Raw genomic sequence first — 13548 nt, forward strand, 5'->3', positions numbered from 1 at the left:
AGGGAAGCCGGCGGCGCGCTGAAGGCGTCTCCGCACATCGTGCGGGCACCGCGCGACGGCGGCCGGGGCGGGAGCGCCACCGGGGATCAGCGCGTGACGAGCCAGTTCCAGATGCTCCTGACGACGTCGAAGCCCACGTCCGCGACCACGCCGAGCCGCCGGGTGACGGCCTCCTTGATCAGGTGCTCGATCGCGGCCTCGTCGCGGTACTGGACCGCGTAGTCGAGCCGCGTGAGGTACTCGGCGTCCTCCCTGCGCCTCGCCTCCACCGCCTGGAGGATGTCGTCATCGTCCATCATGGCCGGTCACCCGCGCCGGCGGGACGGTGATACGCGGCGGGCCGCCGGTGGGGGCTCACAGGGGGAACCGCGCCAGGTCGTAGGCGCTGACGCCGCGGACGCCGTCCCAGACCACGAAGTTGCCGTACTCCCGCATCGCGGCGACCGGCACACCCGCGAGCTCGGCGGCGTCGTCCAGCACGCGCTGGAACCGGAAGATCGCGGTGGGCCCGAGCTTGTTGACCACGCTCACCATCAGCCGTGCGAGGTTGAAGCGGAACAGCGCCGAGCACGGCAGGACCCGATGGTTGTCGCGCAGCCGCGAGAAGACCGCGGCGTGCTCGGGGTGGGCGGCGGAGTACCTCTCGCGCGCCTGCTCGGAGAAGTGGCCCCGGTAGTGGACGGCGTGCCTGTCGAAGCTCAGTCTCTCGTCAGAAACCGCGAACTCCCCGGTGTTGTACGTGCCAGCGCGCAGCAGCTCGCACCAGGGCTCGAGGACCGTCCTCTCGACGTGGCCGGCCCTGCGCTCCAGCCGGGCGGCCAGGGCCGGGCTGGGGACGAACGAGCCCTGGCGTCCTCGCATGTCGAAGATCCATGGCGGCGGGGTCAGCATGTCGGCCTTGGTGAGGACGAACGTCAGCTTGCCGACGACCTCGCGCCGCAGTTGCGGATCGGCGCCCTTGAGGATCCGGTTCAGGTGGCGCGTCTCGTCGGCCGCCGACCGGCTGTCGGCGTGGACGGCCCAGATGACGACGTCGGACTCCGAGAGCCTGTCCAGGTACATCGACGCGTACGCGCGATCGGCGCCCGCCGATTCCCCTATTCCAGGCATATCCCAAAATGTCAGCGTATGACCGGAATTGCCGGGGACGGAGATGGCGTGCGGTTCGCGGGTCACCGGTTTGTCGTCACCCACCGCCAGGCGGGTGCCGAACAGCGCATTGAGCAGTGACGACTTTCCGACACCCGTCTGACCCATTATCGCTACACTTAATGGCCTATTAGCCTCAGCGTCACGTTCGCGACGTACGCTCTGCCTGACCTCTTCGAGCTGGTGCTCGTCGAGCGCGTCAACCGAAATTCGGTCGATCCTTGCCACGCGCTCACCTCACGTCATAGCGTTAACAAGGGTTTACGGCTGTTTTCTGCCACCGGCCCCATCGTGGCCATTGATCCTTGCGATGACCTTGCGGGGAAGGCCGTCAATGGAGAATCGCAAACCGATCCCCGGCGGTGAACGTGGCGATATTCGATATCAGGCTGCTCGGCGAGGTCTCGATCCTCGTGGACGGAGCACCGAGGAAGCTCCTGCCGCAGACGGCCAAGGCCCTCGCCATGCTCGTCTCCGCCAGGAACCCGATCCCGCAGAACAACCTGGCCGCCGCGCTCGGGCAGGGCCCCGACTGGCCGGTGCCCGACGTGGCGCCCCCGCTGTCGCGGCTGCGGCAGGCCCTCGCGGGCAGCGGGCTCGACATCCCTCCCGCCAAGTGGTCCCACGCCTACGAGCTGGTGGAGAGAGAGCAGGGCCACCTCGCGGCGACCCTGGACGCCGCCCGGTTCGAGCGGCGGCTGCGCGAGGGGCGGGAGCTGTACGACCAGGGCGACCTCACCGGGGCCATGGCGGCCCTGCGCGCGGCGGCGGCCGAGTGGCGGGGCGCGCCCTTCGCCTCGCTGGCGGCCGGCTGGAGCCTGCCGTGGGTCTGCGAGACCTACCGCGCCAAGCTCTCGGAACAGCGCGCGGACCTGGTGCGGCTCGTCGCCAGGATCGCGCTCCAGCAAGGCCGGTACGAGGACGCGGGCTTCCTCGCCGAGAGCGTCATCGGCGAGGGGCAGGAGGACACCACGGCGGTGTGGCTGCTGCGCTTCCTCACCACCCTGCGGGAGGACGGCGGAGCCGCGGCCCGGCGCGTCGTCGGGCGGCGCAGGCCGCACTCGCCGGGCGACGAGGCCGTACGCCGCGCCGACGACCTGCTCGCCCTGCACGAGCACGGCTTCGACGTGCGCGCGCCGCTCGGCGCGGGCGGGGAACCCGAGGAGCAGGGCGGTCCCCCGGTGCTGGTCGGCCGCCGTCGGGAGCTCCTGGAGCTGTCGGGGCTGATCGACCGGCTGTCCGGCGGCGACGCCGCGGCCCTCGCCGCGTGCGGCGTGGGCGGCATCGGCAAGACCCGCCTGCTCAGGGAGACGGCGCGCATGGCCGCCCGCACCCGGGTCCGCATGGTGACCGTCATGTGCCAGGAGCTCGACGGCCTGCAACCGTGGCGCGAGCTCGCCGGGGCGCTCTGGGGGCATCTGCGCCGCGACCTGTCGGCCCCCGCCGATCCGATCAGCACCCAGGAGCGGGACACCCTTTCGAAGCTCATGTCGGCGGGCGTGCTCGGCGACTCCGCCGTCCGGCCCGGCCACGAGCGTGACCCGAGGGAGCTGACCTTCCTGCTGACGAGCCTGCTGCGCCGGGCCGCGGGCGACGGCCTGCTGGTCGCCTTCGACAACGCGCACCTGCTCAGCCCGTACGCCGAGGAGCTGCTCCAGCACGTCAGGAGGGGGCTCGGCCCGGCGCCCGTGGGCTTCGTCCTCGCCACCAGGGCCGAGGCCGCGCACTGGAAGGAGGCCATGGACACCGTCACCGTCTCCCCGCTGACCATGGACGAGGTGGGGCAGTGGCTCGGCCAGGTGTGGGGCAGGGAGCCGACACCCGACGAGACCAAGGAGGCCGCGCACGTCACCGACGGCCTGCCGCTGGAGCTGTGCGACCTGTCCGAGCACGGCGAGCCGCGCCCGTCCGGCGCCCGCGCCGGGACCGGCCCCGCATTCCCCTGGCTCGCGGCCGCCGCGATCACCGCGCTCGGCCTGGACATCGACACCGCCCTGGTCGCGCGGATGCTGGACCTCTCCCCCGGCGAGGCCGACCGCAACCAGGCGCTGGCCGCTGCGGGCAACGCCATCCGGGGCCACGACCGGGTGTGCTTCCCGCACGACCGCTCACGCGAGGGCGTGCTGGACGACCTCAAGCGCGATCCCGCCCTGGCGAGAGACCTGCACCGCCGGGCCTTCGAGGCGCTGTCCGAGCGCATGACCACCGCGGGCTGGGGCGACCCCGCCCTGCCGGTGCGCATCGCCCAGCACGCGCGGGCCGCCGGACCCGGCATCCCGCAGGAGCGCGCCGCGGCGGCCTGCCTGGACGCGGCGCGGGCCGAGCAGCGCGGGTTCGGCGTCGAGAGCGCGGTCGCCTGGGCGCACGCCGGGCTCGGGCTCCGATGCGACCCCGCGACCCGCGCCGGGCTGCTGATCACGCTGGGCGACGCGCTCAGCGACGGCGGCGACATGGACGAGGCGGGACGTCGCTACCTGTCCGCCTACGAGACGGCGCGGGGGCTGCCGAGGCTGGCCGCCGCCGCGGCCGTCCGGCTGGCCCGCAGGTGGTCCGCGCCCGGCCAGGTCGACCAGCAGCTCACCCACCTGCTCCAGGACGGCATCGCGGGGCTCGGCGACGACTCCGACGAGGAGGCCGTGGCGCTGCGCCTGCAGCTCCAGGCCCACCTCGCCAAGAAGCGGACGATGGCGGTCGGCCAGAGCGGTCCGGGGCCGGACGGGCCCGCGGCGGCGGTGCGGCTCGCCCGCGCCACGCTGCTGGAGCTTCCTGAGGACGGCGAGGCCCTCGTGCGCTGCGAGGTCCTCGACGAGTGCCGCTGGGCGCTGTTCGACCATGCCCACCCCGGTGAGCTGCTCGACATCGCCGCGCGGCTCCACGACGCGGGGATCCGGGCGGGGTCGGCGTACTTCCAGAGCGAGGCGATGGTGGCCCTGGCCGTCGACCAGCTCAGGCTCGGCATGCTCAGCGAGGCGCTCGGCACCGTCGACAACCACCGCAGGCACGTCGCCCGCAACCCGCGCGTGCTCGGCCCCTGGCTCCAGAGCACCCTGGACACGGTCATGGACCTGTGGGACGGCGAGTTCGAGCGCGCCGAGGAGCGCCTCATGGGCGAGTCCCGGCGCATGGTCGACGAGCTGGCCGCCGGCCAGGCCGTCCCCGTGGAGACCTTGGCACAGACCTGGATGGGGCAGTACTACTGGCTGCTCCACGAGCGGGGAAGGATGGGCGAGCTGTTCGGGTCGGGCCTGGCCCGGCAGATCGAGCAGCACGGGTACTTCCCGATCTGGCGGGCCGCGCACGTGCTGGCCCTGTGCGAGACCGGCCAGCACGACGAGGCCGCCGACCGGCTCGCGGCCATCGTGCGCGAGACGTCCGGCCTCGCGGCGCTGCCGCCCCACGGATGGACGGTGCCGACGCTCGCGGTCCTGGCGGAGGCGTGCGCCCTGATCGGCGAGGCCGGTGTCGAGGGGGCCGGGCTGGACGCCCACGTGCCGCTCCTGCGCGCCCGGCTTTCCGCCTACCCCGAGGAGATCGTGCTCGCCGGGTGGCCGACCGCGCTGCTCGGGCCGACGGCGCGGTTCCGCGGGCTGCTGGCGATGACCGCGGGCGACGCGGCCGGGGCGCTGCGCTGCTACGAGGAGGCGGCGCGCATGGTGTCCGCCGCGCCGCCGCAGATGGCGAGGATCCAGCTCGACCGCGCCAAGGCCCTGCGGCTGCTCGACCCCTCCGACCCCGCGGGCGAGGCGACCCGCCTGCTGCACCGCTCGCTCCGCCTGGCCGACCGCCTGGGCATGGCGCGGGTGGCCGCCGAGGCCCGCTCGATCCTGGCGGAGGGCTGACGGCCGGGGGCTCGGCGTGGCCCATGATGGGCGCATGGCCACGTGATCGCCGTCACGGCTCCCGCCGCGAGCCCGGGTGCACCGCGTACCCGGCGGCGATCAGTGCCACGCACACGGTGACGGCGACCAGCACCCACGGGGGCCCGGTGTGCCGGAGCAGCACGGCTCCGAGGTAGGCGCCGAGCAGCATCGCCAGCACCGAGGCGATCCTGCGCGCCGCCCCGGCGTTGGTGCCACCGGCCAGGCTCGACTCCGATGCGAGGCCGGTGAGGGTGCGGGTCAGGACGGTGGTCGTGATCCCCGGTATCGCGAGGATCCGCACGGTGCCGTTCTGCAGTCCCATGGCCGCGGCGACCATCGCGATCACCGGGTACCGCCCGGCGGGGGCGGAGAGGTCCAGTACGGCCGCGACCACCGCGGCGGCTCCGAGGACGGCCGCCTCCGCGGCCAGCGTGATCAGGACCCTGGCGCGCCGGGGCCGCACGTGGTGGTCGACCCTGCCTGACACGACGGCCCCGGCGAGGAAGGCCAGGAGCGAGACCAGGGACGCGGCCGCGGAGAAGCCGGGGGCGCCCCCGGCGGCGAAGCCCAGGACGACCACGTTGCCGGTCATGTTGGCGGTGAAGACGTGCCCCAGCCCGAGGAAGCTGGCCGCGTCCACCCCGCCGCTCAGCACGGTCAGCACGATGAGCGCCATCGGCAGCGGATCGCGTCCGGCCCGTCGGGTGAGCGGCGTCATGTTGGGTCTTCCTGGTCGTCCACGCGTACTGGGCGTGACGTTAACGCAGGTCAGAGCCCCGGTGGCTGAGGCCGCGGATACGGCGTGTGCCGGCACGCCCGGCACGCCGTGCCGCGGGCCTTCATCCTCAGGTTGGGGGATGACGGATCCCTTGGGACGGCGAAGGATGGGAGACGGCCGTCGAGGCACCCATGCCCGCTCCCCTGCCGGAAGGAGCAGCGATGATCGGCATCGACATCCCCCTCTGGGCCGCGCGGCTGCGGGCGTGGCGCCGGGGCAAGCTGTGGAGCCGCGAGGATCTCGGGCAGCGGCTCACCGGCGCGGCGGACGAGGACACCCGCGACCGCCTGCCGGCCGGGGAGGAGCTCACGCGGACCGTCCGCTCCTGGGAGACCGGCGAGCGGCGGCCTGACGAGCGCGAGGCCGAGCTGCTCTGCCGCGTGTACGGCGCGGGCGAGGGCGACCTGCTCGGCGGGGAGAGCGGAGAGCCCGCCGGCACGGCGCTCTGGCACCACCTCACGGGGGTTCCATTGGTGCCGGGCCGGTTCACGCCCGAGGAGGAGGAGCGGACCGGCCGCGCCGTCGAGAACCCGGCGCGGGCCGACGCCGAGACGGTGGCCTACCTGGAAGCCCTCCTGGACGCCTGCGCCCGGCCCGCCCGGCGGCCTTCCGACCTGGCCGACGTCCTGACGCCGGTCTTCACCCTGATCCAGGGCTTCCACAGCGACGCCAGGCCGTCGGTCCGCCGGGCCCTGATCATGCTCTCGTCGGAGGACGCCGAGACGATCAGCCGCATGCGGTACGAGGCGGGCGACCTCGGGGAGGCCCTCAGGTGGTCCGACCGCGCCCGGCGCGCGGCGGGCCGGTCGGAGGACGAGAGCCTGGTGGCGTACACGATGGCCAGCCGGGCGGGGCTGACCGGCCCGCGCAGCGATCCGGGCGAGGTCGTGGAGATCGCCGTCGCCGCCCGGGAGCGCCCGGCCAGGGAACACGCGGCCCCGTCCCCGCGCCTTGAGGCCCTGACCCGGCTGCGCGAGGCACAGGGCCACGCGATGGCCGGCGAGGAGGACATGTGCCACCGCCGCCTGGAGGAGTCCGCCGAGCCGCCCGGGGCCGAGCCGGAGGAGCGCACGAGGTACACGTTCGGCTACTCCCCCTCCCTGCACGACGTGCTGGCGGCGGAGTGCTTCCTGGACCTCGGCCATCTGGACGACGCGATCGAGATCCTCGAACGGGAGCTGGCCTCCGCGAAGGAGAGCGCCGCGACCGCCTACGACCTGGCCCGGCTCGCCCACGCGTACGCCGACGCGCACGAGAGCGAGCGCTGCGCGCAGGTCGCGCGCCGCGCACTCGATCTGGCCAGGCAGACCGGCGCGGCGCGCGCCCTGCGCGAGCTCCGCCTCGCGCGAAGCGGTCTCGTGCCCGGCCCGCGCCGGCGCCCGCCGTGGAGGCCGGGAACGCCGGGGGCACCGGGGGGACCGCGCTGGGCGACGTGAGCGCTCCTCGCTGCGGAGGCGGTTCGGGCGGTTCGGGGGTGGTGCGGCTTTCGGGGGTTCAGGCGGGCATCGAGGTGCCGAGCTCCAGCGTGGAGGGCAGCTCGGCCCTGCTGGTGATGTCCAGCTTGCGGTAGGTGCGGGTCAGGTGCTGCTCGACGGTGCTGACCGTGACGTACAGCTTGTCGGCGATCTCGCGGTTGGTGTAGCCAGCCGCGGCCAGCACCGCTACCCGCCGCTCGGCGTCGCTCAGGATGGCCGTCACGTCGGCCACCTCGGGGGCGGAGCCGGTCACCGCGGCGGCACCCGCGTCGCCGTCCCGGGTGAGCGACCTGTTCAGCGGGTCCGCGTGGCACTCCTGCGCGACCGCGCGGGCCCGGCCGCCGATCATTCCCGCCCGCCGGTACTCGCCGAGCGCGTGGAAGGCCTCGGTGAGGTCGACGAGCACGCGCGCCAGCTCGTACCGGTCTCCCCCGGACTGCAGGAGGTCACCGGCCTGGCGCAGCAGCATGGGGCGATGGCGCGGCTCGCTGGTGGCCGCCAGCAGGCGCATGGCGATGCCGTGCACCCGCGGCGCGCTGGTCCCGCAGCGCCTGATCTGCTCCTCCACCAGCCTGCGGGCCTGGTCGGGCCTGCCGAGGCGCAGGCACGCCTCCGCCGCCTCGGTGCGCCACGGGATCAGCCACGGCACGTCGAGGTCCCACCGGCCCATGAGCTCCCCGCACCGCTGGAAGTCCCGCAGCGCGAGCTGCGCGTGGTCGGTCGCCAGGCTGTAGCGCCCGCGGGCGTGCAGGTAGTGCAGTCCCCACCGGGTCTGGAACATGGCGTCCGGCACCGGCTGGTCGAGCAGCTCGTTGACGGCGTCGTGGTTGCCCATGGCGGTGGAGGCGATCACGAGGCTGGACAGCGGGCCGCCGACGGCGACTCCCCAGCTGCTCAGCGGGATGATGTCCAGGGCGAGGCGGCCGTGGAACTCGGCGCCGAGCATGTCGCCCTGGCGGAGCGCGATCTCCGCCCTGATCGCCGACAGCCGTGCCCGCCTGCTCGGGGCGTGCCTCGACGATGCCTCGTCGATGAACAGGTCGCACCAGGGCGCCGCCTTGTCGGGACGCCCGCCGTAGGTGAGGGCGAGCAGGGCGCTCTCCACGGTGTCCATCGACATCTCGTCGAGGCGGGAGCTGCGCAGGATCCGCTCGACCACGGCCACGATCTCGTCGCGCGGCCCACGGGTCAGCACGGCGGCGAGCGTGATCGCCGACTCGAGGCGCCGGTAGGCCGTCACCGACAGGATGGCCGCGCGGGACTGCTCGCCGGTCACCTGGGGAAGCTGGGAGAGGAACGGGGTGTAGGAGCAGCGCAGCCAGGGGCGGGTGACGACGAGCTCGGTGACCGTGTCCGCGTCCAGCTTCTCGCCTGACTCGCCGAGACGCTTCAGCACGTCCTGCGCGTCGTCGAACCTGCCGTGCCACAGCAGGGCCTTGGCCAGCACGACCGCGTCGCTGCCGCGCAGCTGTCCCTTGTGGAGCGCGTCGGTCAGCTCGGGGAAGTGGCCGGTGGGCGTGCTCGGGTTGATCCGCCACTCGGCCCGCATGAGCGCGGTGGTGATCCTGACCCGCTGGTGGTCGTCGGTGCTGATCCGGCAGGCCAGGCGCAGGTACTCCACCGCGGGCTCGACGCGGCCGTCACGCAGGGCGTGGCGCGCGGCGTCCTCCAGGACGTCGACCGCCCAGCGGTCCTCGACGCGGCCGGCGTGCAGGAGGTGGTCGGCGATCACCGTCGTGGAGCCGCCGCTGTCGTACGCGAGCTCCGCGGCGCGGCGGTGCAGCGCGCCCCGCTCACCGGCGTCGAGCTCGGCCAGTACGGCCGCGCGGGCGGACTCGTGGCGGAAGCGGCCCATGGTGAGCAGCCCGGCGTTGGCCAGGGCCTGGAGCTCGCGGGAGACGAAGTCCTGGCCGACCCCGAGGAGCTGGTCGAGCGAGCCGGGCTCGCCGAGGATCGCGAGCCCCCACGCGACCTGGAGCATCCTGGGGTCGGCGCGGTGCAGGCAGGACACGACGGCCTGCCCGTAGCCGTCCCCGGGGACGAGCTCGGCGGGAGGCTCTCCGGCGGCCCGCGTGGCCGCCTGGTAGTCCTCGACCAGCCCGGCGGCGAGCAGCGGGTTGCCGCCGCTCAGCGCGTACCACTCGCCGGCGAACCGCTCGGCGCCCTGGGTCCCGAGCTGCTCGGCCACCAGGCTCATTACACCGGCCTGCGACAGCGGGGAGAGCTGGACGCGGCGGCAGTGGGGCTGGCGGAGCAGCTCGGTCGGGAAGGAGGTCTCGGCGTACCGCCCGTGGGTGGAGTGGCTGAACACCGCCACGATCGAGGCGAACCGCACCCGCCGCGACAGGTAGGCCAGGCAGAGCAGCGAGGCCCGGTCGGCGTGGTGCACGTCGTCGACCACGATCATCAGGGGGTAGCGCTCGGACAGTTCGAGCAGCACGGTGCAGAGGGCGTGCACGATCTGCGCGTCCACCTGCTTCAGGGTGTCGGTCTCGGGACCGGACGACATGACGGTGCGGGCGCCTTCCCGCAGGAGGGCCATGGCGCGTTCACGCTCCTCCAGGACCAGCGGGGCGTCCTGGATCAGCTGACCGAGGACGCCGAGCGGCAGGTCCCTCTCGGCCAGCGAGCCCGTCGCCGTGATGGGCAGCGCGCCCAGCTCGGCGGCCTGCTCGGCGAAGGAGTGCAGCAGCTCGCTCTTACCGGTGGCGACGGTACCGCTTACGAGGGCGACTCGGCCCTTTCCCATGATGGCGCTGGCGAGTAGACCCTCCAGGGAGGCCAGTGCCTCCTGTCGTTCGATCAGGCTCATGACGAGCCTCCCTTTTTCCCGACGAATTCCACATGTCGCCGTGGATCAGAAGCGCAGCCTTGAGCAGGAACGGTGTGCCCGGATCCAATGAATCGCGTACAACACCCGGCTTTCCTGCCGAACTCGCCGCATGATCGAGGCGCCTTTCCGATTGTCCGCACTTGTCCGTTTTCGGTGACAATGGCCACGCTAGGCTTCGGCGCCTTCCAGCCCTTATCGCGCGGCTATCGCCGCGAGGCCATCGTCGGACGGGAGGGACGCGGCGCCGGCACGCCGTGGTCGCCGGACCTCCCCGCCCGCACGGGCACGGCGTCCGGCTCGGACGCCGGAAGCACGGCGGGCGCGGACGGCCCGGGGGTCGCGGGGGGCGCGGAAGGCGCGGCGTCCAGGCGGGCACGGGTGACGGCGGAACGCACCGCCGACAGCGAGGCCGCCTCCACGTCGCGGTCGACGCCCGCGCCCCAGAACGTCCTGCCGTCGACCCGGCACTCGGCGTAGACGACCGACTCCGCGCCGGCCTCCCGGCCCGCGCCGGGGGCGGTGCGGTGCACGGCCCGTACGTCCACTCCCCACCGCGCCAGCGCGCCCCGCACGCTGCGGACGGAGTCCGAGCGCGCGCCGCCGACGTCGAACCGCTCGCCGTCGATGTGGAGCTCGGCCGTCACGGGCTCGCCGGTGAAGACGAGCGGGATGGGGAGCAGGGGGTACTCGACGTACTCGCGGTCGAAGAGCCCCTTGACCCGGTCGGGCGTGATCTCCCCGCCCTCGGTGTCCGCCATCTCCTGGACCACGCCGACGAAGTCGACCTGGAGCGGGCGCGGCAGGTTCATCCCGTGCCGGGCGCTCATGACGTACGCCACGCCGCCCTTGCCCGACTGGCTGTTGATGCGGACCACCGCCTCGTACGTGCGGCCGACGTCGCGGGGGTCGAGCGGCAGGTACGGCATCTCCCAGGGGAGGTCTCCCGCCTGGACCCCCGCCTCGCAGGCGGCGTGCTCCATGGCGTCGAAGCCCTTCTTGATCGCGTCCTGGTGCGAGCCGGAGAAGGAGGTGTAGACGAGGTCGCCGCCGTACGGGTGGCGGGGGTGCACCGGGATCTCGTTGCAGTACTCGACCGTGCGGCGGACGCCGTCCAGGTCGGAGAAGTCGATGCCCGGGTCGACGCCGTGGGTCAGCAGGTTGAGCCCGAGCGTGACCAGGCAGACGTTGCCCGCCCGCTCGCCGTTGCCGAACAGGCAGCCCTCGATCCGCTGCGCCCCCGCCAGCAGGGCCATCTCCGACGACGCGACGCCCGTGCCGCGGTCGTTGTGGGGATGGATCGACAGGCAGACGTGCGGCCTCCTGGACAGGTTGCGGTCCAGCCACTCGATCTGGTCGGCGAAGACGTTGGGCAGCGAGCGCTCGACGGTCGTGGGGAAGTTGAGGATGATCTCGCGCCCGGCCTCGGGCCGCCAGACGTCCATCACGGCCTCACAGACCTCCAGGGAGAAGTCCAGCTCGGTGTCGCTGAAGAGCTCGGGCGAGTACTCGAAGCCGAGGTCGCAACCGCTCAGCAGCTTGTCCGCGTACTTCATGACCAGCCGGGTCCCCTGCACCGCGAGGTCCTTGCACTCGTCCTGGTTCATCCCGAACACCACGCGCCGGAACAGCGGCGAGGTGGCGTTGTACAGGTGGATCGTGGCGCGCGGGGCGCCTTCGAGGCTCTCCACCGTGCGCCTGATCAGCTCGTCGCGCGCCTGCACGAGGACGGAGATGCGCACGTCGTCGGGGATCAGGTCGCGCTCGATCAGCCTGCGCACGAACGCGAAGTCGTCCTGGCTCGCCACCGGGAACCCGACCTCGATCTCCCGGTACCCCATGCGCACCAGGAGGTCGAACATCGCCATCTTGCGATCGGGGCTCATGGGGTTGGCCAGCGACTGGTTGCCGTCGCGCAGGTCGGTCGAGACCCAGCGCGGAGCCGAGGTGATGGTCCTGTCCGGCCAGAGGCGGCCGGGAAGGGCCACGGGCGTGAACGGGTGGTAGCGCGCGGCCGGGGTCCTGCCCGCCTTCGTGGCGTGCGCGAGGTGCGCCGGGCTCGTGGTGCGTTGGGTGGTCACTGTCTGGTTCCCTTCTCCGCCTGGACCGCCCCGGGTACCGCGCCTTGCTCGGGACGACGGAGGCCGGGACGGGCCACAGCACGAATACCGTCGATCACGCGATCCTGAAATGCGTTGAATAGGAATACGGGGAGAGCATCACCTGAATCTGGTAGGCGTCGGTCTCGTCCTGCATTCGGAAGGTCACGATTATCTCGGGATAGGCCGCGCTCAGTCCCAGGCCGACGAAATAGTAGTCGCTGTCGAACCTGATGCGATAAAGGCCGCGCTCGAGTTTCTTGTCACGCCATTCGCATATACGCCCTTCGCTGTCGGTCTCCGCGTCGGCGAGGTCCTGCCAGCCTCCGTGGGCGTCCCGTTCGAGGCGCGCACGTACGCCGGCGGCCGAGCGGCCGTAAACGCCGTCCAAGGCTTGCGCAGTGATACTCATGTAAGAACACCTATCTGCCGGCCCGCCTAGACGGACAGCTCCAAGCGCCATCGCGGTGCGCGCCGGTCGCCGGCGCCGTCCGCGTGGCGCGCACGCGAGCGACCCGGCGGAGGGCTCGCGCACCCGGCCCGCCGTGCCCGACCTGGCGTGCACGCATATCCGGGGGCAGGAAGATGCCGGTGGCACCGGCCCGGTCCCGGCCTGCGCGTCAGAGTGCCGCACCCCGCTATCGGTTCACTTTCGCCCGGCTATTCACGGCTATCACTCGCCACCGCCCCGGGGCATCCCGCCGCAGGTCACACCGCTTTCGCATGGCTCCCGCCACCGTGGCGGCACCTCGTCCCGCAATCTCCGCGAAACGCAAGAAAACGCCGATTCACGTCGTGACCTGGACAGATGCCAGCCGAGAAGAGATCCGATAAGGACCGAATGGTGACGCTTTCTACGTTGACCTTGCTCAGCCGATCGGCTGACAAACAACCTCCGCGACACCAAGAAGAGGTCAGCGAAAATGAGCGCTCACAACAGCCGCCACGTCTCCCGATTCGTCTTCGCCGTCAACGCCGGCGCATTCGGCGCCATCCGCGAGGCGGCGCCCGCCCGCACCGGGCTCCCCCCGTTCACGGGGTCCCCAGCAGCCACGAATGCCTCGCTGCCCCCGATGAGGGCCGCCGGCGGCAACACTCCCTGGGGCTGACCGGCCCGAGCGCCGCCGAGGTTCCCGTGTCCGCATCCGGCCGCGCCGGAGTACTCCCCCACGGGCCACCTGGTTTACCAGGTCTCCTGACAAGCTACCCGGAAACTACCATATATCGGGACATATCACAGGTTGGATCCGCGTTCAACGGCCCGAGGTCGTTGCACATACAAATAAGTATGCGGATTCACAAAGTATTCGCAGACTCGCTATAGATCCGAACCTCGTATAGTAGTACGATCCAGACA

Annotated in this window: 9 protein-coding genes; 3 read left to right on the forward strand and 6 right to left on the reverse strand. The window is 72.5% G+C overall.

Translation table 11 applies throughout. The annotated features are described in order from the left end of the window. Positions 1-86: 86 nt before the first annotated feature. A complete protein-coding gene (locus OG589_RS15680) occupies positions 87-299 on the reverse strand; it encodes a hypothetical protein (protein WP_405149749.1) in 213 nt (70 codons plus the stop codon). 55 nt (positions 300-354) lie between these two features. Then, a complete protein-coding gene (locus OG589_RS15685; RefSeq protein WP_405149750.1) occupies positions 355-1377 on the reverse strand; it encodes a GTPase family protein in 1023 nt (340 codons plus the stop codon). Between the two features lie 140 nt (positions 1378-1517). Here OG589_RS15685 and OG589_RS15690 point away from each other — a divergent pair, with 140 nt between their 5' ends. Beyond that, positions 1518-4988 (forward strand): AAA family ATPase, encoded by a 3471-nt coding sequence (locus OG589_RS15690; RefSeq protein WP_405149751.1) that lies wholly within the window; start codon positions 1518-1520, stop codon positions 4986-4988. A 52-nt stretch (positions 4989-5040) separates the two neighbouring features. Here OG589_RS15690 and OG589_RS15695 read toward each other — a convergent pair whose 3' ends face one another. Continuing rightward, positions 5041-5727, reverse strand: coding sequence for a YoaK family protein (locus tag OG589_RS15695; RefSeq protein WP_405149752.1), 687 nt, complete (start codon positions 5725-5727; stop codon positions 5041-5043). Between the two features lie 221 nt (positions 5728-5948). On the opposite strand from OG589_RS15695, the gene OG589_RS15700 reads away from it, so the two are divergent. Continuing rightward, positions 5949-7223 carry a hypothetical protein gene (locus tag OG589_RS15700; protein ID WP_405149754.1) on the forward strand — a complete coding sequence of 425 codons (1275 nt, stop codon included), beginning with the start codon at positions 5949-5951 and terminating at the stop codon, positions 7221-7223. Between the two features lie 58 nt (positions 7224-7281). On the opposite strand, the gene OG589_RS15705 is transcribed toward OG589_RS15700, so the two are convergent. From OG589_RS15705 to OG589_RS15715, 3 genes are all read right to left on the reverse strand, one after another. Next, positions 7282-10074 (reverse strand): AAA family ATPase, encoded by a 2793-nt coding sequence (locus OG589_RS15705; RefSeq protein ID WP_405149755.1) that lies wholly within the window; start codon positions 10072-10074, stop codon positions 7282-7284. Positions 10075-10298: 224 nt separating this feature from the next. After that, a complete protein-coding gene (leuA, locus tag OG589_RS15710) occupies positions 10299-12173 on the reverse strand; it encodes a 2-isopropylmalate synthase (RefSeq protein WP_405149756.1) in 1875 nt (624 codons plus the stop codon). A gap of 94 nt (positions 12174-12267) precedes the next feature. Further along, the gene (locus OG589_RS15715) at positions 12268-12603 is read right to left on the reverse strand and encodes a hydroxyisourate hydrolase (RefSeq protein ID WP_405149757.1); all 336 of its coding nucleotides are present in this window, start codon (positions 12601-12603) and stop codon (positions 12268-12270) included. A 511-nt stretch (positions 12604-13114) separates the two neighbouring features. On the opposite strand from OG589_RS15715, the gene OG589_RS15720 reads away from it, so the two are divergent. Then, positions 13115-13300, forward strand: a complete 186-nt coding sequence (locus OG589_RS15720) for a hypothetical protein (protein WP_405149758.1) — start codon at positions 13115-13117, stop codon at positions 13298-13300. Positions 13301-13548 lie beyond the last annotated feature (248 nt).

The sequence above is a fragment of the Sphaerisporangium sp. NBC_01403 genome (genome assembly GCF_045040145.1).
GTDB lineage: Bacteria > Actinomycetota > Actinomycetes > Streptosporangiales > Streptosporangiaceae > Sphaerisporangium > Sphaerisporangium viridialbum.